The 26,487-nt window shown below is 63.0% G+C and carries 22 protein-coding genes; 18 read left to right on the top strand and 4 right to left on the bottom strand.

Annotation, left to right across the window (positions count from 1 at the left end; genetic code table 11):
• From BG83_RS0106390 to BG83_RS0106380, 3 genes are all read left to right on the top strand, one after another.
• Positions 1-975 carry a sterol desaturase family protein gene (locus BG83_RS0106390; protein WP_024975945.1) on the top strand — a complete coding sequence of 325 codons (975 nt, stop codon included), beginning with the start codon at positions 1-3 and terminating at the stop codon, positions 973-975.
• Between the two features lie 77 nt (positions 976-1,052).
• Positions 1,053-1,910: an EI24 domain-containing protein gene (locus tag BG83_RS0106385; protein WP_024975944.1), complete on the top strand. Its 858-nt coding sequence runs from the start codon at positions 1,053-1,055 to the stop codon at positions 1,908-1,910.
• Positions 1,911-1,931: 21 nt separating this feature from the next.
• The gene (locus tag BG83_RS0106380) at positions 1,932-2,750 is read left to right on the top strand and encodes a competence/damage-inducible protein A (RefSeq protein ID WP_024975943.1); all 819 of its coding nucleotides are present in this window, start codon (positions 1,932-1,934) and stop codon (positions 2,748-2,750) included.
• A gap of 16 nt (positions 2,751-2,766) precedes the next feature.
• Here the strand turns inward: BG83_RS0106380 and BG83_RS0106375 are convergent, their stop codons facing one another.
• Positions 2,767-3,243: a rhodanese-like domain-containing protein gene (locus BG83_RS0106375; RefSeq protein ID WP_024975942.1), complete on the bottom strand. Its 477-nt coding sequence runs from the start codon at positions 3,241-3,243 to the stop codon at positions 2,767-2,769.
• 470 nt (positions 3,244-3,713) lie between these two features.
• Between BG83_RS0106375 and BG83_RS0106370 the strand changes: the two genes are divergently transcribed.
• From BG83_RS0106370 to ntrC, 4 genes are all read left to right on the top strand, one after another.
• Positions 3,714-5,129: a 3-hydroxylaminophenol mutase gene (locus tag BG83_RS0106370; protein WP_024975941.1), complete on the top strand. Its 1,416-nt coding sequence runs from the start codon at positions 3,714-3,716 to the stop codon at positions 5,127-5,129.
• Between the two features lie 158 nt (positions 5,130-5,287).
• Positions 5,288-5,812, top strand: a complete 525-nt coding sequence (locus BG83_RS0106365) for a hypothetical protein (protein WP_024975940.1) — start codon at positions 5,288-5,290, stop codon at positions 5,810-5,812.
• 7 nt (positions 5,813-5,819) lie between these two features.
• Entirely contained in the window at positions 5,820-7,022 is a 1,203-nt protein-coding gene (gene glnL, locus BG83_RS0106360) for a nitrogen regulation protein NR(II) (RefSeq protein ID WP_024975939.1), read from the top strand.
• Between the two features lie 70 nt (positions 7,023-7,092).
• Positions 7,093-8,601, top strand: coding sequence for a nitrogen regulation protein NR(I) (ntrC, locus tag BG83_RS0106355; protein ID WP_024975938.1), 1,509 nt, complete (start codon positions 7,093-7,095; stop codon positions 8,599-8,601).
• A gap of 115 nt (positions 8,602-8,716) precedes the next feature.
• Here ntrC and BG83_RS0106350 read toward each other — a convergent pair whose 3' ends face one another.
• Positions 8,717-9,046 (bottom strand): hypothetical protein, encoded by a 330-nt coding sequence (locus BG83_RS0106350; RefSeq protein ID WP_024975937.1) that lies wholly within the window; start codon positions 9,044-9,046, stop codon positions 8,717-8,719.
• Positions 9,047-9,215: 169 nt separating this feature from the next.
• Positions 9,216-10,109: an HAD-IIB family hydrolase gene (locus tag BG83_RS0106345; protein ID WP_024975936.1), complete on the bottom strand. Its 894-nt coding sequence runs from the start codon at positions 10,107-10,109 to the stop codon at positions 9,216-9,218.
• Positions 10,110-10,306: 197 nt separating this feature from the next.
• Here BG83_RS0106345 and ugpB point away from each other — a divergent pair, with 197 nt between their 5' ends.
• The 9 genes from ugpB to zapE all read left to right on the top strand — a co-directional run bounded on the left by ugpB (position 10,307) and on the right by zapE (position 22,678).
• Positions 10,307-11,629, top strand: a complete 1,323-nt coding sequence (gene ugpB, locus BG83_RS0106340; RefSeq protein WP_024975935.1) for a sn-glycerol-3-phosphate ABC transporter substrate-binding protein UgpB — start codon at positions 10,307-10,309, stop codon at positions 11,627-11,629.
• A gap of 76 nt (positions 11,630-11,705) precedes the next feature.
• Positions 11,706-12,587: a sn-glycerol-3-phosphate ABC transporter permease UgpA gene (ugpA, locus tag BG83_RS0106335; RefSeq protein WP_024975934.1), complete on the top strand. Its 882-nt coding sequence runs from the start codon at positions 11,706-11,708 to the stop codon at positions 12,585-12,587.
• An 18-nt stretch (positions 12,588-12,605) separates the two neighbouring features.
• A complete protein-coding gene (ugpE, locus tag BG83_RS0106330; RefSeq protein WP_024975933.1) occupies positions 12,606-13,454 on the top strand; it encodes a sn-glycerol-3-phosphate ABC transporter permease UgpE in 849 nt (282 codons plus the stop codon).
• A 10-nt stretch (positions 13,455-13,464) separates the two neighbouring features.
• On the top strand, positions 13,465-14,562 hold the full coding sequence (locus tag BG83_RS0106325; RefSeq protein ID WP_024975932.1) for a sn-glycerol-3-phosphate import ATP-binding protein UgpC: 1,098 nt from the start codon (positions 13,465-13,467) through the stop codon (positions 14,560-14,562).
• Positions 14,559-15,311 carry a glycerophosphodiester phosphodiesterase gene (ugpQ, locus tag BG83_RS0106320; protein WP_024975931.1) on the top strand — a complete coding sequence of 251 codons (753 nt, stop codon included), beginning with the start codon at positions 14,559-14,561 and terminating at the stop codon, positions 15,309-15,311. The genes BG83_RS0106325 and ugpQ overlap by 4 nt, the downstream gene beginning before the upstream one ends.
• Positions 15,312-15,602: 291 nt before the next feature.
• Positions 15,603-18,467: a 2-oxoglutarate dehydrogenase E1 component gene (locus tag BG83_RS0106315; RefSeq protein ID WP_024975930.1), complete on the top strand. Its 2,865-nt coding sequence runs from the start codon at positions 15,603-15,605 to the stop codon at positions 18,465-18,467.
• Between the two features lie 134 nt (positions 18,468-18,601).
• The gene (gene odhB / locus BG83_RS0106310) at positions 18,602-19,855 is read left to right on the top strand and encodes a 2-oxoglutarate dehydrogenase complex dihydrolipoyllysine-residue succinyltransferase (RefSeq protein WP_024975929.1); all 1,254 of its coding nucleotides are present in this window, start codon (positions 18,602-18,604) and stop codon (positions 19,853-19,855) included.
• Between the two features lie 187 nt (positions 19,856-20,042).
• On the top strand, positions 20,043-21,479 hold the full coding sequence (lpdA, locus tag BG83_RS0106305) for a dihydrolipoyl dehydrogenase (protein ID WP_024975928.1): 1,437 nt from the start codon (positions 20,043-20,045) through the stop codon (positions 21,477-21,479).
• Between the two features lie 101 nt (positions 21,480-21,580).
• A complete protein-coding gene (zapE, locus tag BG83_RS0106300; protein ID WP_024975927.1) occupies positions 21,581-22,678 on the top strand; it encodes a cell division protein ZapE in 1,098 nt (365 codons plus the stop codon).
• 20 nt (positions 22,679-22,698) lie between these two features.
• On the opposite strand, the gene BG83_RS0106295 is transcribed toward zapE, so the two are convergent.
• Positions 22,699-23,541: a 2-phosphosulfolactate phosphatase gene (locus tag BG83_RS0106295; protein WP_024975926.1), complete on the bottom strand. Its 843-nt coding sequence runs from the start codon at positions 23,539-23,541 to the stop codon at positions 22,699-22,701.
• A gap of 176 nt (positions 23,542-23,717) precedes the next feature.
• On the opposite strand from BG83_RS0106295, the gene BG83_RS0106290 reads away from it, so the two are divergent.
• Positions 23,718-26,261: a heavy metal translocating P-type ATPase gene (locus BG83_RS0106290; RefSeq protein ID WP_024975925.1), complete on the top strand. Its 2,544-nt coding sequence runs from the start codon at positions 23,718-23,720 to the stop codon at positions 26,259-26,261.
• Between the two features lie 9 nt (positions 26,262-26,270).
• Positions 26,271-26,450, top strand: coding sequence for a cbb3-type cytochrome oxidase assembly protein CcoS (gene ccoS / locus BG83_RS0106285; protein WP_024975924.1), 180 nt, complete (start codon positions 26,271-26,273; stop codon positions 26,448-26,450).
• The last annotated feature ends 37 nt before the right edge of the window (positions 26,451-26,487 follow it).

The following is a 26,487-nucleotide window of genomic DNA, read 5'->3' as shown; positions in this document are numbered from 1 at the left end:
ATGTTTGACTGGATCGCCGACACCTTCACGCAAGCGCAGGACGTACTGTTTCAGCACGTCGTGATGCCGATCACTTACGCGGTCGGCCTGGGTGGTTACGTCGAAGATGCCTACCCCGGCACTGAATGGCTGCTGATGGGGCTGGTGCAGATTGCAGTGCTGCTATTGATCTTCCGCCCGCTGGAGCGCTGGCGCCCGGTGGAACCGGTACAAGACCGCAAGGCTGTGCGTGCCGACATTTTCTACACGCTGTTCCACCGCCTGGGATTCTTTCCGCTGCTGCTGTTCTTCACGCTGCAGCCGCTGATCGACCACCTCGACGGCAAGCTGCGGTTCTGGGGCTGGGCGCATCTGAATGTGGAAGACTGGTGGCCGGGCGTCACGTCAGTTTCCGTTGTCAGCTTTTTGATTTATCTGGTGTTGTTCGACTTGCTCGACTACTGGTATCACCGTTTTTCACACAAGTTCCACTGGTGGTGGAACCTGCATTCGCTGCATCACAGCCAGCAGCAGATGACGCTCTGGTCCGATGACCGCAACCACATCCTTGACGATGTGCTGCGCGGCGCGGTGTTTGCCGTCGCAGCGCTGGTCATTGGGGTGGAACCCTCGCAGTATGTGCTGCTGGTCGCCATTTCGCAGTTGCTGCAAAGCTTGCAGCACGCCAACGTGCGGCTGCATTTCGGCTGGCTCGGCGACCGGCTGCTGATCTCGCCGCGCTTTCATCGGCTGCATCACGCCATTGGGCTGGGGCACGAGGTGCCGGGCAAGCCTGGCGTGCTGGGCGGCTGCAATTTTGGCGTGCTGTTCCCCTGGTGGGACATGCTGTTCGGCACCGCCATCTTCTCGCCGGAGTACCACGTCACCGGCATCCGCGATCAACTTCCCGCACCGCAAGGGCGCTCGCGCGACTACGGGCGCGGCGTGCTGCGTCAGCAGTGGCTCGGCCTCAAGCGCCTGTTCGGCCGGGCATAAAACTCTCGCGCGGCGGCGCCTGCGTCATTTCTGCACGCTGTGCTAGGCTGTTCGCTCCCTGATTTCCCGATTTCTGCATGAACGACCTGATTCGCTCATTTGGCCGCGCGCTGCTCTCGCAACTGCATCCGCGCATGCTGTTCCTGACGGTGCTGCCTTTCGTCGTGGCCGTGGTGGTCTGGGGCGGAGTGCTGTATTTCGGCTGGGATGCCATGAACGGCATGGCCCGCAACGCCGTGGAAGGCTGGGCCTTCATGGGCTGGATCAAGAGCGGCCTCAACGCCATCGGCATGGCCGGGTTGTGGTCGGCCATTGCGCCGTTGCTGGTGATCACCTTGCTGGTGCCGGTGATTGTCGTGTCGATTCTCGTGCTGGTGAGCGTGGCGTCGGTGCCGGTGGTCATGCGTTTTCTTGATCGCAGCTATCCGCAGCTTGAGCGTCGCAAGGGCGGGTCGGTGCTGGGCAGCCTGACGCATGCGCTGCTATGCACGCTGGTGGTCATTCTGGTGGCGATCGTCACGCTGCCGTTGTGGCTGATCCCCCCGTTTTTTGCACTGATTCCCCCATTGCTGTGGGGTTGGCTCACGTACCGTTTGATGACGTACGACGCGTTGGCTGACCACGCAACGGCCGAAGAGCGCCGCGCAATCATGCAGCGCTACCGGCTGCCGCTCCTGGGCATTGGCGTGGCGGTGGGCATGCTGGGCTCGGCGCCAACGCTGCTGTGGGTGTCGTCGGTGGTGACAATTGTGCTGTTCCCGATTATCGCCATCGCCGTCATCTGGCTGTACGTACTGATCTTCATTTTCTCGGCACTGTGGTTCGGCCATTTCTGCTTGCGCGCGCTTACACGCCTTCGCGCTGAAGCGCCGCCTGCGCGCATGGTCGAGGCCAGCGAGATCGAAGTCACTACCATTGAATTGCCTCGCGAATAATCAGAAACCATCGGAACTGACATGGCTTTCGGCATGATCATCATTGGCGACGAGATTCTCTCCGGTCGCCGCGAAGACAAACACCTGCGCAAGCTGATCGAAGTGCTCGGCGAGCGCGGCCTGGCGTTGGAGTGGGCGGAATACGTCGGCGATCAACCCGCGCGCATCACCAGCGTCCTCAAGCGTACCTTCGCCACCGACGACGTGGTGTTCTGCACTGGCGGTATCGGCGCGACGCCCGATGACCACACACGCCAATGCGCAGCTGCTGCGCTGGGCGTGCCGTTGGAGCTGCATCCGGAAGCGCGCGAGCAGATCACGTTGCGCATTTCCGAGTCGGCCAACGGTGACCCGGTCAAGGCAGATATCTCCACGCCCGAAAACCAGCACCGCTTCAAGATGGGCGAGTTTCCGCAGGGCGCACGCATCATCCCGAACAGCTACAACCGCATCCCCGGTTTCTCGGTGGCGCATCACCATTTCATGCCGGGTTTTCCGGTGATGGCGTGGCCGATGATGGAGTGGGTGCTCGACACTTATTACGCCGATCAATTTCACCGCGCGCCGCGCGAAGAGCGCTCGTTCCTGGTGTTCGGCTTGCCGGAGTCGCGGCTCACACCGCTGATGGAGCGCGTCGAAGCCGAGTTCGATGGCGTGAAGGTCTTCAGCCTGCCCAGCGTGGGCGATGCCGCGCGCGGCGAGCGTTATGCCCGCTCGCACATCGACTTGGGCGTAAAGGGCTCACCGGAGGCTGTGACGCGCGCCTATGTGGTGCTGCGAGAGGGCGCGTTGGCGCTGGGCGGCGAGATCTTCGAGGCGGACGCCCCCGCGGCGTCCTGACGTTCAGCAGCGTGCCTCAGGCGCCGTGCCAGGGCAGGCCCCGGAAGCACCAGCCTTCCACGGTCTTGCGATGGCCCTCGGTGTCTTTGGCGCCCTCAAAACCTTCGAGCACATCCATCGCTGCCGCATAGCCCGCCTGCGCGGCCGCCACTGCAGCATGCTTGGAGCGCGCGGCGCTACGGCATAGGAACAACACCGGCACGTCCTTCGGCACGGCGGCTTCCAGCGCGCTCAGGAAGTTGGCGTTGCGCACGCCGCCTGGATACTGATTCCACTCCACATGCACGAACTGACTTGGGGAGATGTCCGGCGTGCCCACCCAATCGAGTTCGGCACGCGTGCGCACGTCCACGAGTCGCGCTTGCGGGTCGGCGGCCAACAATGCGGCAGCCTCTTGCGGCGACAGTGCGCCGAAGTAAGGCAGCTGATCTGCCTCGCGGCGGGCGGCGGCGGCCTCGAGCAGGGACTCGCGGGTGAGCGTGGTGGCAGTCATGGCGGTTGAGCGTGTGAAATGGGAAACAATCATTTTAGCGCTGCCGTCACATGGGTCGGGCGGAAATCCCCGAAACGGTGCGCGTAGTGTCTATATGCACTGAAACTGTGCTGATGAGGTTTTTGTGCACCTTTCGTGTGCGTTGACTATGCTGCCTGAACAGCCTCGGGCATCTCTACGGGGGATTCGGCGGGGCGCGGTTCGGCCGGACCGCCGGGCGCGCGCACCGTGTCAGACATGGGTTGGCGCGGCACTGCACTGTTTGCGGGAGTGCTTGCCCATTGTCGGCCCGGAATTGGCATAGTTTCTGCTAAGATTCCCGCGGTCTTTTTCGGGGGCGTCCGTTTGTCGGACGACCTTGCTGGAAAGAAGATGTTTCGGAGTGAAAGCGGAGTTGCAGCCGATGCGCAGCGATCCGTCACACAACCGGCTCACAATACTTTGCGTTATTGCGCTACCAGGAGAATGGCATGTCCCAAAGCATTGCAGACGTGATGAAGCTCGTGAAGGAAAACGACGTGAAGTTCGTCGATTTCCGCTTCACAGATACCAAGGGTAAGGAGCAGCACGTCTCGGTCCCCGTTTCGCACTTCGACGAAGACAAGTTCGAAAGCGGTCACGCATTCGACGGCTCGTCGATCGCCGGCTGGAAGGGCATCGAAGCGTCGGACATGCTGCTGGTGCCGGATGCAAACACCGCACACGTCGACCCTTTCTACGAAGAGCCGACCCTGGTCCTGACCTGCGACGTGGTCGAACCGTCGGACGGCAAGGGCTACGATCGCGACCCGCGCTCGATCGCCAAGCGCGCTGAAGCCTACCTGAAGAGCACCGGCCTGGGCGACACCGCCTACTTCGGTCCGGAACCCGAGTTCTTCATCTTCGACGGCGTGACCTGGAACATCGACATGCAGGGTTGCTTCGTGAAGATCCAGTCCGAAGAAGCTCCGTGGTCGTCGGGCAAGGACTTCGAACACGGCAACTCGGGCCACCGTCCGGGCAAGAAGGGCGGTTACTTCCCGGTTGCCCCGATCGACACGTTCCAAGACATGCGCTCGGAAATGTGCCTGATCCTGGAATCGCTGGGCATTCCGGTTGAAGTGCACCACCACGAAGTGGCAGGCCAAGGCCAGAACGAAATCGGCACGAGGTTCAGCACGCTGGTGCAGCGCGCCGACTGGACCCAACTGCAAAAGTACGTGATCCAGAACGTCGCACACACCTACGGCAAGACCGCCACGTTCATGCCGAAGCCGGTCGTGGGCGACAACGGTTCGGGCATGCACGTGCACCAATCCGTGTGGAAGGACGGCCAGAACCTGTTCGCAGGCAACGGCTATGCTGGCCTGTCGGAATTCGCGCTGTACTACATCGGCGGCATCATCAAGCACGCTCGTGCGCTGAACGCCCTCACCAACCCGGGCACGAACTCGTACAAGCGTCTGGTGCCGGGCTTTGAAGCTCCGGTCAAGCTGGCTTACTCGGCTCGCAACCGTTCGGCTTCGATCCGTATTCCGTACGTTGCGAACCCGAAGGGCCGTCGTATCGAAACGCGCTTCCCGGATCCGCTGATGAACCCGTACCTGGGCTTCTCGGCTCTGTTGATGGCCGGTCTGGATGGCGTGCAGAACAAGATCCACCCGGGCGAAGCCGCCGACAAGAACCTGTACGACCTGCCGCCGGAAGAAGATGCAAAGATCCCGACCGTGTGCTCGAGCCTGGATCAGGCCCTCGAGTACCTGGACAAGGATCGCGAATTCCTGACCCGCGGTGGTGTGTTCTCCAACGCCATGCTGGACGCCTACATCGAACTGAAGATGGAAGAAGTCACGCGCTTCCGCATGACGACGCACCCGCTCGAGTTCGAGATGTACTACTCGCTGTAATCTGCGAGCGCCCCGAGCGACATGTCGGGGCGAAGAGACGGTTGTGAGAGGAGGGGCGGCGCAGGTCGCCCTTCCTTTTTATGAAGCGGAGTTTTGTGGCTAGAATGGGCGTCCGCCGGACTCCGGCGCCCGATCGACGTATCCGCCAGGTTCCATTCATGTTCCGTCCTTCCCCACGCATCGCATCCGGACTGCTTGCCGCCGCCGCGGCGGTGTTTGCCACGCTGTCCGTGCAGGCACCCGCGTACGCTGATGATGTCTATCTGTGCACCGGCCCGAACGGCGTGCCGGAGTACCGCAACAGCGGCAATGTGAAAGGCTGCAAGAAGTTGACGCTGCCAGATGTGGTAACCGTCCCCGGCACGCGCAGCCCGCGCAGTGCAGGAGCGGCACCCGCACCGGCGCAAAACAATGCAGGTGGTGGTTTCCCCCGCGTGGACAACGCCACGCAGAAGGCACGTGACGGCGAACGCCGCCAGGTGCTGGAGGCCGAGCTGGCAGACGAGGAGCGCAAGCTCCAGGCGTTGAAGGCCGAATACAACAACGGTCAGCCCGAGCGCCAGGGCAACGAACGTAACTATCAGAAGTATCTGGACCGCACCGCGCAGTTGAAGGGCGACATCGAGCGCAGCCAGGCCAATGTCGATTCCATCCGCCGGGAGTTGGGCAATCTCAAGGACTAGATAAACCATGCGTCGACTGATCCGCAAAGCGGCACGCCGCGATGAACAGGAACAGACGACGCCATCCGCGCCGTCAGCCTCCGCCGTCGGGCTGGAGGTCTCTGTAGGCGAGCCCATCGACGGGCCGCCGCCGATTCCGTTTTCCCATGGTGCACCGCCATCGTTCCCCGGGCTCGACGCGGTGCCCAATCCCATTCTGTTCGTCCGCCATCCGGCGCTGACGATCTTCTACGCCAATCCTGCCGCTGAAGCCGCACTGGCCGTGTCCCGCCGCCAGTTGGTCGAGATGTCGCTGTACGAGCTGTTTGCCGATCCGTCGGAGCTGGCCGAGATGATCGCCACCGTGGCAGCTCGCCAGTTCGACGCCAAGCGGCGCGACGTGTCGCTCGACCGTGTGGGCCATGAGCCGCTGCATGCGCATGCCGTCGTGGGCGCGCTCGACTTTGCGCCGGGCTCGGTGCTGCTTGAGCTTCTGCCCAATGAGCAGAAGATCCGCAGCGAGCGCGAAGAGCGTCTGCTCGACCTGACCTCCGCCAACAAAGAACTGATCCGCAACCTTGCGCACGAGATCAAGAACCCGTTGGGCGGCATTCGCGGCGCCGCGCAGTTGCTGGAGTTTGAGCTGCCGGAGCGCTCGCTGCGCGAGTACACGCAGGTGATCATCAAGGAATCCGACCGGTTGCAGACGTTGGTCGACCGCCTGCTCGAACCGCACCGGCATCCACATATCGTTGGCGATGTGAACATCCACGAGGTGCTGGAGCGCGTGCGTTCGGTGGTGCTGGCGGAGTTTCCGCAGGGTTTGCGGATCGTGCGCGACTACGACGCGAGCCTGCCGGAGTTTCGAGGCGACAAGGAGCAGCTCATCCAGGCCGTGCTCAACATCGTTCACAACGCGGCGCATGCGCTGGGCCCTCGCATTGCGCAGGGCGATGGCGAGATCATTCTGCGCACACGCGTCGCACGCAAAGTTACGATTGCAAAACGTCTTTACAAGCTGGCATTGGACTTGCATGTAGTGGACAACGGTCCTGGTATCCCGGACGACATCCGCGAGCGAATCTTCTTCCCGCTGGTGTCCGGAAGGGAGGGGGGAAGTGGGCTGGGCCTGACACTCGCGCAGACGTTCGTGCAGCAGCACGATGGTCTGATCGAATGCGAGAGCAGGCCGGGTCAAACGGATTTCCGCATTCTCGTGCCGCTGCACTGAAGCGTCGCAGCTTCAACAACGCAGCGCGAGACGGCCCAGGCGAGACGAAGTCAAGCAGACGAACCAACACATGAAGCCAATCTGGATAGTCGACGACGATCAATCCATCCGCTGGGTCCTTGAGAAGGCGCTGGCGCGTGAGAGCCTGCTCTCGCGCAGCTTTACCAACGTGCGCGACGCGCTCAATGCGCTCGACGAAGAAACGCCGCAAGTCCTGATCTCAGACGTCCGCATGCCGGGCGGCTCGGGGCTGGATCTGCTGCAGGCCATCAAGGCCAAGCACCCGGGGCTGCCGGTCATCATCATGACCGCGTATTCGGACCTGGACAGCGCTGTGGCGGCGTTCCAGGGCGGCGCGTTTGAATACCTGGCCAAGCCGTTCGACGTGGATCGCGCGGTCGAGCTGATCCGCCGAGCGCTGGAAGAGAGCCTGCGCGAGGAGGAAATCGACGACCGCCTGAGCGACGCGCCTGAGATTCTCGGGCAGGCGCCGGCCATGCAGGACGTGTTCCGCGCGATTGGGCGGTTGTCGCAGTCCAACGTGACGGTGCTGATCACCGGCGAATCCGGCACGGGTAAAGAGCTGGTGGCCCGGGCGCTGCATAAGCACAGCCCGCGTGCGAGCGGTCCCTTTATCGCGCTGAATACGGCGGCGATTCCGAAAGATCTGCTGGAATCCGAACTATTCGGTCACGAGCGTGGCGCCTTCACGGGCGCGCAGACCATGCGCCGCGGGCGCTTCGAGCAAGCCGAGGGCGGCACGCTGTTCCTTGATGAAATCGGCGACATGCCGTTCGATCTGCAGACGCGGTTGCTGCGCGTGCTGTCGGACGGACACTTCTATCGCGTGGGCGGTCACAACCCGCTCAAGGCCAACGTGCGCGTCATTGCGGCCACGCACCAGAATCTTGAAACGCGCGTCAAGGACGGCTTGTTCCGCGAGGACTTGTTTCACCGCCTGAACGTGATCCGTCTGCGCTTGCCGGCGCTGCGCGAACGCCCGGAAGACATCACGCTGCTGGCGCGCCATTTCCTGCAGAAGAGCGCCAAGGAGCTGGGCGTGGAGCCCAAGCGCATGTCGGACGATGCGCTGGCGCATATCGCCACGCTGCCGTTCCCGGGCAACGTGCGGCAACTGGAAAACCTCTGCAACTGGCTGACCGTGATGGCGCCGGCGCAGACCATTGAAAGCAAGGATCTGCCCGCCGATCTGGTGCGAGGCAACGCGCAGATGCTGCCTGCCATGGGCGATGCCCAGGCGCGCCCGGCCTTCATCGGCGAGCCCTCGCATGGTGGCGAACCGTACGGTGTTACGCCGTCGGTCGATGCGTTGCTTTCGACGACTTCAGTGGGCGCATCCATCGCCGCAGGCTGGGAGCGTGCGCTCGCCGGCGAGGCCAAGGCCATGCTCGAAGCGGGCCAACCTGACGTGATGGACGCGCTTACGCGTCGCTTCGAGAAGGCAATTCTGGAGGCTGCGCTTGGTGTCACGCGCGGGCGCCGTGTCGAGGCGGCAACGCGCCTGGGTATCGGCCGAAACACCATCACGCGCAAATTGCAGGAGCTTGGCTTCGACTGACGTGGTGTCAGCAAGGCCAGTCCACCGAATATCGTCGAGCTTGGCGATTGGGATTGGGCGGATTTCCGGTAAGGGAGTCCGCCCTTTTTTTGTGTGCCGCGAATGCGTATCGCGCTTAGTGCAGCTTGTGCTTCAGCTGCGACAGTTCTTCATGTGCGCGCATCACGGCAGATTCCACGGAGTGGTCCACCTTGCCGGTGGCGTTTTGGCAGGCCATCTTCGCGCGGTCGGAGCAGGCTTCGAGCTTGTCGATGGCCTCGACGAAGGTCTGTTGGTCTTCTGCACCTTCCAGGCGCGAGTGGCACTGGCGGGCTTGGTCGTCCAGTTGCTGGATCGATTGCTTCAGCGAGTCAGGCACGTCCTTGTGCGAGGCGCAGGTCCGGGCCAGTTCGGCGATGGTGCTTTCCGCATGTTCAAAACGCTGGCGCAGTTTCTCTGTTTGCATGGAGGGCTCCTGTCGGTTGCGTAAAAAAGGGCGTTGGCACTGCGTGCACCGTTATGAGGCCGTCACATGGTGCAAAGCGGTGCAACGCCCAATTTCGGCGCAAGCGGCGTGCCGGGTGCGGCAAGCGACGCCGGATCTCCAGGTCGTGTTGCGGTGCGAGGATGCCGCGTCAGTCGCGCGGCGCGGGCAGGGCCAGGGAGCGCGCTTCCAGGATGCGTTCAGCGACTTCGGCAAAGCCGCCACCGCCCTCGGCCTCTGTGAGGTAAGCGGGCGGCACGGGCAGCGTATCGATCACGTCCAGCACATTGGCCACACCCACCGAGAGCGGGAAAAACTCGAACATTGCAGCATCGTTGGCCGAGTCGCCCACGAACACCCAGCGTTCACGTTCTGCATGCAAGTCGATACCGAATGCGCGGCGTGCGAGCGACACGCTGGCGCTCAGCTTGTCGTGCTTGCCGAACCAGCCGTTGACGTGAATTGAACTGACCGTGGCATGCATGCCATGCATGCGCATGATGTCGACGATGTGTTGCACGGCATGATGCGGTAGCGGCGGGACTTGCTCAGCATGATCGACAGCGAGATCCGCTGCATGCCAGGCCTGATCCGTTGCCAGCGCTGAACCCGGCACGGCACGCCGGATCTCCGCAGCGACTTCACGGATGCGCTCCAGATTGCGCGCGCGCGTTTGCGCGTCGTCTACAAAGTCGGTGGCCAGATGCCCACGCGAATCGACGCGCATGGCAAACGCACCGTTCTCGCCGATCACGGCATCTACGGGCCACAGCCGCGCGATGACTTCGCACCAGGCAATCGAGCGGCCCGTGACCGGCACGACCTTGATGCCGGCACGGTGCAAGCGCTCGAGCGCCGAGTACGTCTGCGCGGGAAGCTTCCCCCTCGTGGTGAGGGTGCCATCCACGTCGGTGAAGACGCCGGTGATATTGCGCAATGCATCATCCGAGAGCTGATGGAGTGCTAGCGGAACACGCCGCTCGGCGATGACGGGCGTGGTTTCAGGTGAGTCCGGAGCGGCAGGAGTGGTGGGTGGGGCGAGCATGCTGCGGGTGCAAAAGAGAGTGTCTTGGACCCATTTTAACGGCCGTCGCAAGCCAAACCTTGGAGGGATTTCCCGATTTCTTTGTGACAGAAAGCCAAGTAACATCCCGCTGTCATAAAAATGACCGACCGTGCATATACAGTCGGCGCGCCGTGGGCGGAGCGAGGGAGCCCGCCGGGTCGAAACCAGGAGAAATCATGTCGATCAAGAAGATTGCGGGGGCCGCAGCAGTACTGGCCGCGTGTACGTTTGCGCAAGGCGCGTACGCGGTGACGGAAATCCAATGGTGGCATTCGATGGAAGGCGCCTTGAACGACAAGGTGAACGAGATCGCCACCAAGTTCAACGCGAGCCAGTCCGACTACAAGATCGTGCCGGTCTACAAGGGCCAGTACGACGAATCGCTGGCTGCTGGTATCGCGGCGTTTCGCGCCGGCAATGCGCCGGCCATCCTGCAGGTGTTCGAAGTGGGTACCGCGACGATGATGAACGCCAAGGGCGCCATCGTGCCGGTCGCCAAGATCATGAAGGACGCCGGCGAGAAATTTGATCCGAAGGCCTACGTGCCTGCTGTGGCTGGCTACTACACGTCGAATAAGGGCGAGATGCTGTCGTTCCCGTTCAACAGCTCGACGACGATCATGTATTACAACAAGGACGCCTTCAAGAAGGCCGGCCTTGACCCGAACAAGCCGCCCGCAACGTGGCAGGAAGTGGCCATCGATGCGGCCAAGCTCAAAGCCGCCGGCGTGCCCTGCGGCTACACGACCGACTGGCAATCGTGGGTGCATCTGGAGAGCTTCTCGGCCTGGCACAACGTCTCGTTCGCTACCGAGAACAACGGTTTTGGTGGCGCAAAGGCTCGCTTGAACTTCAACGGCCCGGTGCAGATCAAGCACATCCAGAACCTGCTCGACATGGAGAAGAAGGGCTACTTCACCTATGCCGGCCGCAAGGACGAGCCGAAGGCGAAGTTCATCGCGGGTGAGTGCGCCATGCACACGGGTTCGTCGGCGGCATTGGCGAACATCCGCAAGGGCGTCGGCACCAAGTTCGCCTTCAGCCCGGCGCCTCTGCCGTACGAAGCCGGTGTGCCCGGCGCGCCGCAGAACACCATCATCGGCGGGGCTTCGCTGTGGGTGATGGGCGGTCACAAGGCTGACGAATACAAGGGCGTGGCCAAGTTCTTCACCTTCCTGTCGCGTCCGGATATCCAGTCCGACTGGCACCAGTCGACCGGCTACCTGCCTGTCACGATGGAAGCGTATGAGTTGACCAAGAAGTCCGGTTACTACGACAAGAACCCGGGCGCCGACGTGGCCGTCAAGCAGATGATCGTCAAGACGACCGACAAGTCGCGCGGCATTCGTCTGGGCAACTTCCCGCAGATTCGCCAGGTGATCGACGAAGAGCTGGAAGCCGTCTGGGCCGGCAAGAAGACGCCGAAGGAAGCGCTGGACACGGCTGTGTCACGCGGCAACGAGCTGCTCGCCCGTTTCGAGAAGACCGTCAAGGAATAAGCGCCGATTCGGTGCTCGTCTAAACCGCCGGCCTCGTGCGCTCGCACAGGCCGGCGGTGCGTTTTTGGAATGTCGCATGGAAAAACGCGTCGTTTTTCGGTCGCGCTGGCTGCCGTATGTGCTGGTTGCCCCGCAGATCGTCATCACCCTGGTGTTCTTCTTCTGGCCCGCGGGGCAGGCGCTATATCAGTCGCTGCTGCGCCAGGATGCCTTCGGCATCAACCTCGAATTCGTGGGGCTGGAGAACTTTCGTGATCTCTTCAACGATCCGACCTATCTCGGTTCGTTCCAGACCACGGCGGTATTCGCTATTGGCGTCGCGCTGGTGGGTCTGGGCACCTCGCTGGCGCTGGCGTACTTTGCTGATCGCGCGCTGCGTGGCGCCACGTTCTACAAGACCCTGCTGATCTGGCCGTACGCCATTGCGCCGGCCGTGGCGGGCGTGCTGTGGAGCTTCCTTTTCAACCCCTCGCTGGGCATCGTGTCGTTCGTGATCCGCAAAATGGGCGTGGACTGGAACTTCGTGCTCAACGGCGGGCAGGCGCTGACGCTGGTGGTCATCATCGCGGCGTGGAAGCAGATCAGCTACAACTTCCTCTTCTTCCTGGCGGGGCTGCAGAGCATCCCGAAGTCGCTGATCGAAGCGGCCGCCATTGACGGTGCCGGGCCTTGGAAGCGCTTTTGGTCGATCGTTTTTCCGCTGCTGTCGCCGACCACGTTCTTCCTGATGGTGGTGAACGTCGTGTACGCATTCTTCGACACCTTCGCCATCATCGATTCTGTCACGCAGGGCGGGCCGTTCAAGGCGACGGAGACGCTGGTGTTCAAGGTCTATCAAGACGGCGTGCGCGGTCTCGATATCGGTGGATCGGCGGCCCAGTCGGTGATCCTCATGGCCTTGGTGATCGTGCTGACGATCGTCCAGTTCCGTTACGTTGAACGCAAAGTCCAATACTGAAAGGAGGGCATACGCGCCATGATTGAACGCCGTCCATTCCTGGACTTCCTCACCCACGTCGTGCTGATCCTCGGTGTGATCATCGTCGCGTTTCCGGTGTACGTCGTCTTCGTCGCGTCGTCGTTGACGGCCGAAGACGTGCTGCAGGCACCGATGACGCTGATCCCTGGTCCGCACCTCATCGAAAACTACCGCACGGTGCTCACGTCGGGCATGGGCAACTCGGCCACGCCGGTCGGCACCATGCTCATGAACAGCCTCATCATGGCGCTGGGCATCTCGCTGGGGAAGATCGCGATCTCCATCATCTCGGCGTTTGCGATCGTCTATTTCCGTTTTCCGATGCGCAAGACATTCTTCTGGCTCATCTTCGTCACGCTGATGCTGCCGGTGGAGGTGCGGATTCTGCCCACGTACAAGGTGGTGTCGGATCTCGGCATGCTGAACAGCTACTTCGGCCTGACGATTCCGATCATCGCGTCGGCCACGGCTACCTTCCTGTTCCGGCAGTTCTTCCTGACCATTCCCGATGAGCTGGCGGAAGCCGCGCGCATCGATGGCGCTGGCCCGCTCAAGTTCTTCTGGGACGTGGTCCTGCCGCTCTCGCGCACCAGCATCGCCGCGCTGTTCGTGATCCAGTTCATTTACGGCTGGAACCAGTACCTCTGGCCGCTCCTGATCACGACCGAAAAGAGCATGACGCCCATCGTGCTGGGCGTGACGCAAATGATCTCCCGCTCCGGCGACTCCGCCACCGATTGGAACCTGCTGATGGCCACCGTGATGCTGGCCATGTTGCCGCCCGCGGCAATCGTGATCGGCATGCAGCGGTGGTTCGTGAAGGGCCTCGTCGAAACCGAAAAGTAAAAGAAGCAAGATGGCAAAACTTTCGCTACGCAACGTCCAGAAGCATTACGCCAACCTCCAGGTCGTGCACGGCATCGACATGGAAATCGGCGACGGGGAGTTCATCGTCATCGTCGGGCCCTCGGGCTGCGGCAAGTCCACGCTGCTGCGCATGGTGGCGGGGCTGGAGCCGATCACCGGCGGCGAAGTGTGGATTGGCGACCGCGTCGTCAACGAACTGGAGCCGGCCGAGCGCGATATCGCGATGGTGTTCCAGAACTACGCGCTGTATCCGCACATGAGCGTGTTCGACAACATGGCCTACGGCCTGAAGATCCGAGGCTTGCCCAAGAGCGATATTCAAGCGCGTGTGGAACAGGCTGCGGGCATTCTCGAACTCGGCAAACTGCTCGATCGCAAGCCGCGCCAGCTCTCGGGCGGCCAACGCCAGCGTGTGGCCATGGGCCGAGCGATCGTGCGTGAGCCGGCTGTGTTCCTGTTTGACGAACCGCTCTCCAACCTGGATGCCAAGCTGCGCGTGCAGATGCGCCTGGAGCTGAAGGATCTGCATCGCCGTCTGCGCACGACCAGTCTGTACGTCACGCACGATCAGGTCGAAGCGATGACGTTGGCCGATCGCATGATGGTGCTCAACGGCGGCCGGGTCGAACAGATCGGTACACCGCTTGAGGTGTACTCGCGTCCGGCCAGCACGTTCGTGGCGGGCTTCATCGGCTCGCCGCCGATGAACCTCGTGCCTGTGTCGCGCAATGCCGGTGGCGACACGCAGATCCGGGTGGATGGTGCGAAGGAGGGCGATGTTGCGGCCACGCTCGGCCATCTGCCGATGGGGCTGCACCTGCCCGAACACGCGCTGATGGGATTGCGCCCCGAGCACATCGAGTCGTGCTCGGCTGATCAGGCCATCGCCTTCATCGACGTGCGCGTGGTCGAGGCCCTCGGTGCGGATGCGTTCGCGTACGGCACGCTGGCTGGTCATCCAGTCGTGGTCCGCCTAGAGCCGCATGCCAGCGTAAAGGCCGGTGACAAGCTGCCGATCACCGCGTCCGCCGAGCACTTGCACTGGTTCGACCCGCAAACCACCCGCCGCATCGAGGCTCTGGCATGACTGGCGCACACGCCTTGCCGGCATGGCCGTATCCGCGTGCCATCGCACACCGCGGCGCGGGCAAGCTGGCGCCGGAGAACACGCTGGCAGCCTTCCGCCATGGCGCATCGTTCGGCTATCGCATGTTCGAATTCGACGTGAAGCTTTCCGGCGACGGCGCATCGGTCCTGTTGCACGACGCCACGCTGGATCGCACCACGAACGGCGCGGGCCGCCTCGATGCGCTCACGGTGGGTCAGATCGCGCAACTAGACGCCGGCAGTTGGCACAGCGCTGCCTACGCGGGTGAGCCGGTGCCGACGCTGGCAGCCATCGCGCGCTACCTTCGCGCCAACAACTTCCTCGCCAATATCGAGATCAAGCCGGTGCCAGGCGCGGAGTGGCGCACGGGCGCGGCTGTGGCGCTCGACGCCCGCACGCTGTGGGCCGGCGCCGACGTGCCGCCGCTGCTGTCGTCGTTCTCCGAAGAAGCCTTGGCCGCCGCACGCGAAGCTGCGCCGGAATTGCCGCGCGCATTGCTGCTCGACAAGCTCCCCGCCGATTGGCTCGATCGCCTGCGCGCATTGGATTGTGTGGCACTCGACGCCAACCATCGCGAACTCACGCCCGAAATCATTGACGAGGCACACGCCGCAGGATTTCGCGTCTGCTGCTATACGGTCAACGACCTGGATCGCGCGCATCTGCTCTGGGGCGCGGGACTGGACGGCTTGATCACCGATTGGGTGGACCGTATTTCGCCCGCCTGAATGTGATGAAAACATGGCTTTGGCGTGGCATAACAAGCGTCGTTTGTCACGTCAAAGAATCGGAATATTGCTTATAAACATGCTATGCTTCCGCTCCGTGAAGACTTAGGTCCTTCCCGCACAACTTGTCTGTAAAAGCTGTCTCGGTACCTCTTTTCTGCCTTGCGCGATCCGGTCCGACCAGGTGATTTCAGGCGATTTAGTTTGCGATCCGCTAACCGGTCAAGCCGTGTCGCGGAAGGTTGATGAACCCGCTGAACTCCGGCAGACCCGGAGAAAAGTGAGCGCCCCATGACAGAGCTGTATAAGCAGTACCTGGACACTTCGTACCTGTCCGGCGGTAACGCCGCCTACGTTGAAGATCAGTACGAAGCGTACCTTCAAGATCCCACGTCCGTTAGCGAGGCACTGCGCGCGTACTTCGATGCGCTGCAGAACGTCCCCGCCGTCGACGGTTCCAACGCCCGGGATATCCCCCACGCCCCCATCGTCACGTCGTTCGCTGAGCGCGCCAAGTCCGGCCCGATCAAGACGATTGTCGCGTCTGCCGATTCCGATATGGGTCGCAAGCGCGTGTCGGCTACGCAGCTGATCGCCGCGTACCGCAATGTGGGCCTGCGTTGGGCCGATCTTGATCCGCTCAAGCGTCAGGAGCGCCCGCCTGTGCCGGATCTGGACCCGGCTTTCTACGGTTTCACCGAAGCCGACCAGGACATCATCTTCAATGCCAGCAACACGTATTTCGGCAAGGAATCGATGAGCCTGCGCGAGCTGGTCAACAACCTGCGCGAAACGTACTGCGGCTCGATCGGCGCTGAGTTCATGTACATCAGCGACCAGGCCCAAAAGCGCTGGTGGCAAGAGCGTCTGGAAACCATCCGCTCCAAGCCGACGTTCTCGGCTGAAAAGAAGAAGCACATCCTGGAACGCCTGACAGCCGCTGAAGGCCTCGAGCGCTTCCTGCATACCAAGTACGTCGGTCAGAAGCGTTTCTCGCTGGAAGGCGGCGAGAGCTTCATCGCGGCCATGGACGAACTGATCCAGCATTCCGGCGCCAAGGGCGTGCAGGAAATCGTGATCGGCATGGCCCACCGCGGCCGTCTGAACGTGCTGGTCAACACGCTGGGCAAGATGCCCGCCGACCTGTTCGCCGAATTCGAAGGCAAGCACGTGGACGACCTGCCGGCCGGCGACGTGAAGTACCACAAGGGCTTCTCGAGCGACGTGACCACCCCGGGCGGCCCCGTCCACCTGTCGCTGGCGTTCAACCCGTCGCACCTGGAAATCGTCAACCCGGTCGTGGAAGGCTCGGTCAAGGCGCGTCAGGAGCGCCGCGGCGACAAGCACGGCGCGCAAGTGCTGGCTGTGCAAGTCCACGGTGACGCAGCCTTCGCCGGCCAGGGCGTCGTGATGGAAACGCTGAACCTCGCGCAAACGCGCGGTTACGGCACGGGCGGCACGATCCACATCGTCATCAACAACCAGATCGGTTTCACGACGTCGGACCCGCGCGACTCGCGCTCGACGCTGTACTGTACCGACGTGGTCAAGATGATCGAAGCGCCGGTCCTGCACGTGAACGGCGACGATCCGGAAGCCGTCGTGCTGGCCATGCAACTGGCCGTGGACTACCGTACCGAGTTCCAAAAGGACATCGCGGTCGACATCATCTGCTTCCGTAAGCTCGGCCACAACGAGCAAGACACGCCGGCGATGACGCAGCCGCTGATGTACAAGAAGATCGGCACGCACCCCGGCACGCGCAAGCTCTACGCAGACAGGCTTGTCACGCAGAACACGCTGAAGACTGAAGAGCCGGACACCCTGGTGCAGGAATTCCGTGCTGCCATGGACGCGGGCAAGCACACGGTCGACCCGGTGCTGTCGAACTTCAAGAACAAGTTCGCTGTGGACTGGATGCCGTTCCTGAACCGCAAGTGGACGGATGCCGCCGATACCGCTGTGCCGATGGCCGAACTCAAGCGTCTGGCCGAGCGCATCACCGCCATCCCGGATCACTTCAAGCTGCACCCGCTGGTTGAGAACGTTGTCAACAACCGCGCCAAGATGGGCAAGGGCGAGCTGTCGCTGGACTGGGGCATGGGCGAGCACCTTGCTTTCGCATCGCTGGTGGCGTCTGGCTACCCGGTGCGTATCACCGGTCAGGATGCTGGTCGCGGTACGTTCACGCACCGTCACGCAGTCCTGCACGATCAGAACCGCGAGCGTTGGGACGCCGGCAGCTACATCCCGCTGCAGAATGTGTCGGAGAGCCAAGCTCCCTTTACGGTGATCGACTCCGTGCTGTCGGAAGAGGCCGTGATGGGCTTCGAGTACGGCTATTCGTCGGCTGAGCCGAACACCCTGGTGATCTGGGAAGCCCAGTTCGGTGACTTCGCTAACGGTGCACAGGTGGTGATCGACCAGTTCATCTCGTCGGGCGAAGTGAAGTGGGGTCGTGCCTCGGGTCTGACGCTGATGCTGCCGCACGGCTACGAAGGTCAAGGTCCGGAGCATAGCTCGGCACGCATGGAGCGTTACCTGCAGCTCTGCGCAGACCACAACATGCAAGTGGTGCAGCCGACCACGCCGGCGCAAATCTTCCACCTGCTGCGTCGCCAGATGATCCGGATGTTCCGCAAGCCGCTGATCATCCTGACGCCGAAGTCGCTGCTGCGCAGCAAGGACGCTGTGTCGCCGCTGTCGGATCTGGCCAAGGGCCATTTCGAGACGGTGATCGCCGATACGGCCGAAGATCTGAACGCCGCCAAGGTCAAGCGCATCGTGGCCTGCTCGGGCAAGGTCTACTACGACCTGGTCAACGCTCGTAAGGAACGTGGCCTGACCGACACAGCCATCATCCGTGTGGAGCAGCTCTATCCGTTCCCGCACAAGGCGTTCGCAGCCGAGCTGAAGAAGTATCCGAACCTTGCTGAAGTCGTGTGGTGCCAGGACGAGCCGCAGAACCAGGGCGCTTGGTTCTTCGTGCAGCACTACATCCTGGAGAACATGACCGAAGGTCAGAAGCTGGGCTACGCAGGCCGCCCGGCATCGGCATCTCCGGCCGTGGGCTACTACGCGAAGCACAACGAGCAGCAGAAGGCGCTGATCGATGCCGCGTTTGGCAAGCTCAAGGGCTTCGTGCTGAACAAGTAAGCGACATCTGCACCAGGGCGGCAGCTTCGGCTGTCGCCTTGACGCATCTTCGCTCCCGAATTCCACCGTATATCGAATTGGCGCGGCTCCCGAACAAGAGGAGCACGTGCACATGAATCCAAGGAAGCACCGAAATGGCTATCGTTGAAGTCAAGGTCCCGCAGTTTTCCGAGTCCGTTGAAGAAGGCACGCTGATCTCCTGGAAGAAGAAGCCGGGCGAAGCCGTGGCCCAGGACGAAATCCTGATCGAAGTCGAGACCGACAAGGTCGTGCTGGAAGTGCCGGCCCCGTCGGCTGGCGTGCTGGCTGAAGTGCTGGTGGCGGACGGCGCAACCGTGACGTCGGAGCAGCTGCTGGCCAAGATCGACACCGAAGGCAAGGCAGGCGCCGCCGCTCCGGCTGCTGCTGCACCGGCTCCTGCAGCCGCTGCGCCGGCACCGGCTGCTGCCGCTCCGGCTGCAGCTGCAGCGGGTGGCGTGGCCATGCCGTCGGCTGCCAAGCTGATGGCTGAGAACAATCTGTCGGCTGGCCAAGTGGCCGGCACGGGCCGCGATGGCCGCATCACCAAGGGCGACGTGCTGGGTGCTGTGGCTGGTGGCGCCAAGCCGGCTGCCGCTGCTGCACCGCAAGCCGCACGTCCGGCGCTGCAGCAAGTCGCTGCACCGGTGGACTTCGCCGCCCTGGGCGACCGTCCGGAAGAGCGCGTGCCGATGAGCCGCCTGCGCGCCCGTATCGCCGAGCGCCTGGTGCAGTCGCAATCGACCAACGCGATCCTCACCACCTTCAACGAAGTCAACATGAAGCCGGTGATGGACTTGCGCGCCAAGTTCAAGGACCAGTTCGAGAAGACCCACGGCGTGAAGCTGGGCTTCATGTCGTTCTTCGTGAAGGCCGCTGTCCACGCGCTGAAGAAGTACCCCGTGATCAACGCGTCGGTTGACGGCAACGACATCGTCTACCACGGCTATTTCGACATCGGTATCGCTGTCGGCTCGCCGCGTGGCCTGGTGGTGCCCATCCTGCGCAATGCCGACCAGATGAGCCTGGCCGATATCGAGAAGAAGATTGCCGAGTTCGGCCAGAAGGCCAAGGACGGCAAGCTGACGCTGGACGACCTGACCGGCGGTACGTTCTCGATCTCGAACGGCGGCACGTTCGGCTCGATGCTGTCGACCCCGATCATTAACCCGCCGCAATCGGCCATCCTGGGCGTGCACGCCACCAAGGATCGCGCTGTGGTGGAGAACGGCCAAGTCGTGGTTCGCCCGATGAACTACCTGGCCATGTCCTATGACCACCGAATCATCGACGGCCGCGAAGCTGTGCTGGGCCTGGTGGCGATGAAGGAAGCGCTGGAAGACCCGGCCCGCCTGCTGCTGGACCTGTAAACCTGCCCACGTTCCTACTGCGCGGCCCGATCTTGGCCCTGTGATACTCGCCGTACCCACGTACGGCTGCCGATTTTGGCAAATTCGTCGGACCAACCTCGGCCCGCTCGCTACGGACCGTGAACAGGTTTAAACCGCTTGTTGACGTTCCCGCTTGTGCGGGAGCGACGGACTAAAGGATTTCTCCATGAGCAAAGAATTTGACGTGCTGGTGATCGGCGCCGGCCCTGGCGGTTACATCGCCGCCATCCGCGCTGGCCAGCTGGGCCTGAACGTGGCCTGCTGCGAAGACAACGCCTACGACGACCCGAAGGGCGAGCCGCGCCTGGGCGGCACCTGCCTGAATGTCGGCTGCATTCCCTCGAAGGCGCTGCTGGCCTCGTCGGAAGAGTTCGAGAACGTGAACCACCACCTGGCCGACCACGGCATCACGGTGGATGGCGTCAAGGTCGACGTGGCCAAGATGCTCAAGCGCAAGGACGACATCGTCGGCAAGATGACGAAGGGCATCGAGTTCCTGTTCCGCAAGAACAAGGTGACGCTGCTCAAAGGCCACGGCAAGTTCGTCGGCAAGACGGAGGCGGGCTATCAGGTCGAGATCGCAGGCAAGGCCGGCACGGAAGTCGTGACGGCCAAGCACGTGATCATCGCTACGGGCTCTAAGGCTCGTCATCTGCCGGGCGTGAAGGTCGACAACGTGACCATCGCCGACAACGAAGGCGCACTGAAGTTTGGCGAAGTGCCGAAGAAGCTGGGCGTGATCGGTGCTGGCGTGATCGGCCTCGAGCTCGGTTCGGTGTGGCGCCGTCTGGGTGCCGAAGTGACGATTCTCGAAGCGCTGCCGAGCTTCCTCGGTGCGGCTGACGAATCCGTTGCCAAGGAAGCCAACAAGCTGCTGACCAAGCAGGGCCTGAAGATCAACGTCGGCGTGAAGGTCGGCGAGATCGAATCGTCGGGCAAGGGCGTGAAGGTGAACTACACCGACGCTGCCGGCGCTGCGCAAGTGCTGGAGTGCGACAAGCTGATCGTGTCGATCGGCCGCGTGCCGAACACCGACAACCTGGGCCTGGAAGCGATCGGCCTGGCGGCGGATCAGCGTGGCTTTATCGAGGTGGACGAACACTGCGCGACCAAGCTGCCGAACCTGTGGGCGATCGGCGACGTGGTGCGTGGCCCGATGCTGGCGCACAAGGCAGAAGACGAAGGCGTGGCCGTGGCCGAGCGCATCGTTGGCCAGAAGCCGCACATCGACTACAACTGCATTCCGTGGGTCATCTACACCTACCCGGAAATTGCATGGGTGGGCAAGACCGAACAGCAGCTCAAGGCCGAAGGCCGCGAGACCAAGGCCGGCCAGTTCCCGTTCATTGCTAACGGCCGCGCACTGGGCATGGGCGCATCCGATGGTTTCGTGAAGGTCATCGCCGATGCGAAGACCGATGAAATCCTGGGCGTGCACATCGTGGCAGCCAACGCTTCGGACCTGGTTGCCGAAGCCGTGGTGGCGATGGAGTTCAAGGCTGCAGCTGAAGACATCGGCCGTATCTGCCATCCGCACCCGTCGATGTCGGAAGTGATGCGCGAAGCTGCGCTGGCGGTCGACAAGCGTCAGCTCAATATGTAAATCGCAAGCCGCAAGGCAAGTACGATGCCCGGTGAATCCACAAGATTGCCGGGCATCGGTCCATCTGGGCCCGCAAACGGTGCCCCATGCAGATCAAGCAGATGAACGTCCAGGAAACCTACCTACAGGAATTGAAGGCGCGCGGCTATCGGCCCGACGAAGCGCAACAGCGCGCCGTCGATCGCCTGCAGCGGTGCTACGACGAATGGCTTGCCTACAAGGCCCGTCGTTCGACTGCGCTGCGCAAGATGCTCGTGCGCCCGGATTTGCCCCGTGGCGTCTACATGTGGGGCGGGGTGGGGCGCGGCAAGTCGTTCCTGATGGATGCGTTCTATAGCTGCGTGCCGTTGGTGCGTAAGACGCGCCTGCACTTTCACGAGTTCATGCGCGAAGTGCATCGTCAACTGGAAGAGCTGCGCGGCCGCGCTGATCCGCTGGACGAGCTGGCCCGTCGCATCGCCAAGCGCTACCGCTTGATCTGTTTTGATGAATTCCACGTCAGCGACGTTGCCGACGCGATGATCCTGCACCGCTTGCTCGATCAGTTGTTTGCCAACGGCGTGCAGTTTGTGATGACGTCCAACGATCGGCCCGACTTGCTGTATCCGGACGGCCTGCACCGCGACCGCGTGCTGCCGGCCATTGCGCTGCTGCAGGAGAAGCTCGACGTCCTCAACGTCGACGCGGGCGTTGATTACCGCAAGCGAGCGATGGAGCAGGTGCGGGCGTATTACACGCCGTTGGGTGCCAAGGCCAACTCGGCGTTGCGCGATGCGTTTGCGGCAGTGGCGGAAGCGCCGGACGAATCGCCGGTGCTGCGCATCGAGCACCGTGAGATTCGCGCGGCGCGCAAGGCCGGCGGCGTGGTCTGGTTCGATTTCGCCACGCTGTGCGGTGGCCCGCGCTCACAGAACGATTACCTGGAAATCGCCTCGCGCTTTCACACCGTTATCCTGGCCGATGTGCCGAAGATGACGCCGCGCATGGCGTCCGAGGCACGCCGCTTCACGTGGCTGATCGACGTGTTCTACGACCACAAGGTCAAGCTGCTGATGTCGGCGGAGGTGCCGGCGGACGAGCTGTACACCGAAGGCCAGATGGCCAATGAATTCCAGCGCACCGTGTCGCGTATCGTCGAGATGCAGTCGCGCGAATACCTCGAGGCGCCTCGACGTGAGGTCGACACATCACTGACCTGACTTCTCCCGGTGGCAACCGCCTAGTGTGACGTCGGCGGCGGGTTGCGGTGCGACGGCGGTGCCTGCGAGGGCCGCAGGTTTGCGCCAAAGAAGTCCTGTGGCAGACGCTCGGTCTTGCGGTTGACGTTCCGGAACGCGCCTTCCACCAGCATGGGGGCGACGTTGCTCACATCGGTTTGCGAAGCCATGGTCACGTCTTCGGTAAAGCCCCGTTCGCACAGCTCCCGGCCCGACACGGAATCGAGCAACCACGCTTTCATCATGCCTGTCTGCGACGCCTCGCGATAGATCGCGCGGGCGGCGAGCGCTTCGGGCGACAGCGCTTGCGGCAGGAACCCCGCCACCGTTTCCGAAAGGTGATGCACGATCGCACCGGCGGCCAGCCAGTCTTCAAGGGCCGGGCGCAGGCTGCCATCGGCCCAGCGCTCTCCTGACGCTACCACGGCCACGCGACGGCCCAGCCGCGATGCGGCTTCTGCCACGGCGCGCGCGTTGCGCAGACAACCTGCAAACGTCGGCGTCGATCCGGTGGCGAGCGCGAGCGTTGCACCATTAGGCGAGGGCAGGACCAGGTTGCTGCCGATTGGTAATTCACGCAGCGACGCTGGCGAGAGCGTATACCCCGCCTGGCTGCGGTTGTAGCCCGCCAGCATGGCGCCGGCGCGGCGTGCGAAGGTTTCAGCGCTGGCGTCACGCCATGGGTACGGATAGATGCGTGCCCCGCGCGCCACGGCTACATCCACACAAGTACAGAAGGACAGCACGTCCACCACGATGACGGCGTCGCAATGCGGCGCCAGCGCGGATGCTCCGTGCTCACCCCATTCACAGTGGATGTTGTACAGGCTGAATTCGGTTGCCATGTCGGGCCCTCCTGTTTGCCTGGTGCAGCTATCCAATATAGGCGGCCTATTTTTTTATGGGAGGGTAGGGGCGGTTGAAGTGCGCTGAGAATCGCATCTCGGGTTGATTCTTATTGCGCCGTGCTTGATGCGCATCAAGGGCGCGCCGGGGGATGCTGGCTAGCATCGTCCCCATAATGACGACGATATTCGCCCCCAACTATCCAACCGCGCCGGTTGACGGCATAGGCTCGCCTATCGGCCCGAGCGGGGCAGGCGCGTCGCACATCACTTGCTATCACTGCGCGTCGCCACTGGAGGGCGACACCGCCGTCCACGCTGAGATCGGCGGCAAGTCCCGGGAATTTTGCTGTGCCGGCTGTCAGGCTGTTGCGCAAACGCTGCACGCCTCCGGCATGGGTCACGTCTATGATGGCCCAATCGCCTTCGCCAAGCCCATCGAAGGTGACCGTCGCACCGAAGCCGAAGCCGTTTGGGCAACCTACGATCTGCCCGTCATGCGTGAGCGCTTCGTACGCACACGCGCTGACGGCGCGGAAGAACTTTCTCTTGCCATCAGCGGCATGCGTTGCGCCGCGTGTGTATGGCTGATCGAGCGCGCGCTCTCGCGAGTGCCAGGCGTGCGCGAAGCCACTGTCAATTACGCCACGGAACGCGCGCGCATCGTCGGAGACGCTGGGGCGATGCGGCTGTCTGCGGTGTTTGCCGCGATTGCCGACGTCGGTTACGAAGCGTGGCCAGACCAGCCATCCGCTCGCCGCACTGCCGAAGCGCGTGAACGCCGCAGCCTGCTGATCCGCTTGGGACTGGCGATGCTCGGGATGATGCAAGTGATGATGTACGCGTGGCCGGTGTATCTGCACGGCAGCGATATCCCCGCGAGCCAGACGCGCCTGATGCAGTGGGCCAGCCTGATGCTGACCGTGCCGGTGGTGTTGATTTCTGCGCGGCCCATTTTCATCAATGCGTGGCGGCAAGTACGGCATGCGCACGTCGGCATGGATGTGCCCGTGGCGCTGGGGGTCGGCGCGGCGTTCATTGCCAGTGTGCTGGCGACCTTGCGCGGTCATGGCGAGACGTACTTCGATTCCGTGACGATGTTCGTCGCTTTCCTGCTGGCGGCGCGCTATCTCGAACTGCGTGCGCGGCAGAGTGCGGCTTCCGGTGCCGAAGCGTTGGTGCATCAGTTGCCGGCTACTTGCCGGCGCTTCAACGCCGAAAGCGGCGTGCTCGAGACCATCCCCGTTGCAGCCTTGCAGCAAGGCGATTGCGTGGAAGTGCGCGCCGGTGAAGTTCTGCCCGCCGACGGCACCATTGAACGCGGCACCACTGAGATCGACGAATCGCTTCTCTCCGGTGAAAGCGTGCCGCGCCCGCGTGACGTGGGCGCGACCGTGCTGGCGGGCAGCTACAACGTCGTCAGCGCCATTCGCGTGCGTGTCAACCGCGTGGGCGCCCAGACGCGCCTTGCCGCCATCGTCGATCTGCTTGAACGCGCCTTGACAGACAAGCCCCGCATGGCTGAACTCGCCGATCGTGTGGCCGGGCGCTTTGTGGCAGTGCTGCTCGGCTGGGCGCTGCTGACGGCGATCGCGTGGTGGTGGATCGATCCGACACGCATGTTTGCCGTCACCGTGGCGGTGCTGGTGGTGAGTTGCCCCTGCGCGTTGTCGCTGGCTACGCCGTCTGCGCTGGCCGCGGCGAGTGGTGCCCTGGCACGGCGCGGTGTGCTGGTCACGCGCGGCCACGCCATCGAGAGCCTGGCAGCCGTGACGGACGTGCTGCTCGACAAGACCGGTACGCTCACCGAGGGGCGTCTGCGCTTGCTGAGCATCGAGACCTTCGCCGACGTGGATGCCGAGCACTGCCTCGCACTGGCATGCGCGATGGAGCAATCCGAGAATCATCCGATTGCCCAGTCGTTGCGCGCCGCCACCTCCGCTGAAATGCCGTTGCCAACGTTGGGGCGCGTGACCAACGTGCCAGGGCAGGGCGTGTATGCCGTGGCTGATAGCCAATTGGTGCGTCTTGGCACGCAGTCGTTCGCGGTCGCGCACTACGCAGATCAGCCGGTTGCTTCCATTCGTTACGGCACGGAAGCGCCGATGGAGGAGGTGCCGCCAGCGGCCGCATGCACGTCGGTCTGGCTCGGCCGCGATGGTCAACCGCTCGCGCGCTTCACGCTGGCCGATACGCCACGTGCCGATGCGCCTGCATGCCTGAGTGCGTTGCGCGCACAAGGATTGCGCTTGCATCTCGTTTCTGGCGATGCGCCTGAGACTGTGCACTGGTGGGCCAACCGCCTTGGCATCGACCGCGCCGTGGGCGGCGCCAGCCCCGAAGACAAGCGTGCCTACGTGCGCAAGCTGCAGGCAGACGGCGCCCGCGTGCTGGCCGTCGGCGACGGCATCAACGATGCGCCGTTGCTCGCGCAGGCGCAGGTCTCCATTGCCATTGGGTCGGGTGCGCCGCTGGCCCAGGCCGGCGCGGATGCCATCCTCACCGAGCCTCGCCTGTTTGCCATTAGCGAGGCCGTGTCGATTGGCCGTCGCACGTTGCGCGTGGTGCGCCAGAACCTCGGCTGGGCTTTCGCCTACAACGCGATCTGCATTCCGCTCGCCACGCTGGGGTGGTTGTCGCCGCTGGTGGCGGGCATCGGCATGTCGGTGTCGTCGTTGCTGGTGGCGCTCAATGCGTGGCGTTTGTCGCGCGCCGCTTAAGGAGCCGAAATGGAAACGCTATTCCTGCTGATTCCGCTGTCGCTGATGTTGGTGGTGGCGATTGTCGGGGTGCTGTGGTGGGCCGTCGGCTCGGGCCAGTACGACGATCTCAAGGCGCCTGCTGAATCGATTCTGCTGGACCCTGATACCCCGGCGCGTGACGCAATGTCGCGGGACGGAACTACTTGACCACGTTGGCTGGGGTGCCTTGACGCACATCAAGACT

Origin of the sequence: Ralstonia pickettii (genome assembly GCF_000607165.1) — a bacterium.
Lineage (GTDB): Bacteria > Pseudomonadota > Gammaproteobacteria > Burkholderiales > Burkholderiaceae > Ralstonia > Ralstonia holmesii.
This window is presented reverse-complemented; position numbering and strand designations above follow the sequence as displayed.

Coding starts and splice junctions, on each gene's coding strand:
- BG83_RS0106390 (WP_024975945.1), top strand. CDS start 1: ATGTTTGACTGGATCGCCGACACCTTCACGCAAGCGCAGGACGTACTG.
- BG83_RS0106385 (WP_024975944.1), top strand. CDS start 1,053: ATGAACGACCTGATTCGCTCATTTGGCCGCGCGCTGCTCTCGCAACTG.
- BG83_RS0106380 (WP_024975943.1), top strand. CDS start 1,932: ATGGCTTTCGGCATGATCATCATTGGCGACGAGATTCTCTCCGGTCGC.
- BG83_RS0106375 (WP_024975942.1), bottom strand. CDS start 3,243: ATGACTGCCACCACGCTCACCCGCGAGTCCCTGCTCGAGGCCGCCGCC.
- BG83_RS0106370 (WP_024975941.1), top strand. CDS start 3,714: ATGTCCCAAAGCATTGCAGACGTGATGAAGCTCGTGAAGGAAAACGAC.
- BG83_RS0106365 (WP_024975940.1), top strand. CDS start 5,288: ATGTTCCGTCCTTCCCCACGCATCGCATCCGGACTGCTTGCCGCCGCC.
- glnL (WP_024975939.1), top strand. CDS start 5,820: ATGCGTCGACTGATCCGCAAAGCGGCACGCCGCGATGAACAGGAACAG.
- ntrC (WP_024975938.1), top strand. CDS start 7,093: ATGAAGCCAATCTGGATAGTCGACGACGATCAATCCATCCGCTGGGTC.
- BG83_RS0106350 (WP_024975937.1), bottom strand. CDS start 9,046: ATGCAAACAGAGAAACTGCGCCAGCGTTTTGAACATGCGGAAAGCACC.
- BG83_RS0106345 (WP_024975936.1), bottom strand. CDS start 10,109: ATGCTCGCCCCACCCACCACTCCTGCCGCTCCGGACTCACCTGAAACC.
- ugpB (WP_024975935.1), top strand. CDS start 10,307: ATGTCGATCAAGAAGATTGCGGGGGCCGCAGCAGTACTGGCCGCGTGT.
- ugpA (WP_024975934.1), top strand. CDS start 11,706: ATGGAAAAACGCGTCGTTTTTCGGTCGCGCTGGCTGCCGTATGTGCTG.
- ugpE (WP_024975933.1), top strand. CDS start 12,606: ATGATTGAACGCCGTCCATTCCTGGACTTCCTCACCCACGTCGTGCTG.
- BG83_RS0106325 (WP_024975932.1), top strand. CDS start 13,465: ATGGCAAAACTTTCGCTACGCAACGTCCAGAAGCATTACGCCAACCTC.
- ugpQ (WP_024975931.1), top strand. CDS start 14,559: ATGACTGGCGCACACGCCTTGCCGGCATGGCCGTATCCGCGTGCCATC.
- BG83_RS0106315 (WP_024975930.1), top strand. CDS start 15,603: ATGACAGAGCTGTATAAGCAGTACCTGGACACTTCGTACCTGTCCGGC.
- odhB (WP_024975929.1), top strand. CDS start 18,602: ATGGCTATCGTTGAAGTCAAGGTCCCGCAGTTTTCCGAGTCCGTTGAA.
- lpdA (WP_024975928.1), top strand. CDS start 20,043: ATGAGCAAAGAATTTGACGTGCTGGTGATCGGCGCCGGCCCTGGCGGT.
- zapE (WP_024975927.1), top strand. CDS start 21,581: ATGAACGTCCAGGAAACCTACCTACAGGAATTGAAGGCGCGCGGCTAT.
- BG83_RS0106295 (WP_024975926.1), bottom strand. CDS start 23,541: ATGGCAACCGAATTCAGCCTGTACAACATCCACTGTGAATGGGGTGAG.
- BG83_RS0106290 (WP_024975925.1), top strand. CDS start 23,718: ATGACGACGATATTCGCCCCCAACTATCCAACCGCGCCGGTTGACGGC.
- ccoS (WP_024975924.1), top strand. CDS start 26,271: ATGGAAACGCTATTCCTGCTGATTCCGCTGTCGCTGATGTTGGTGGTG.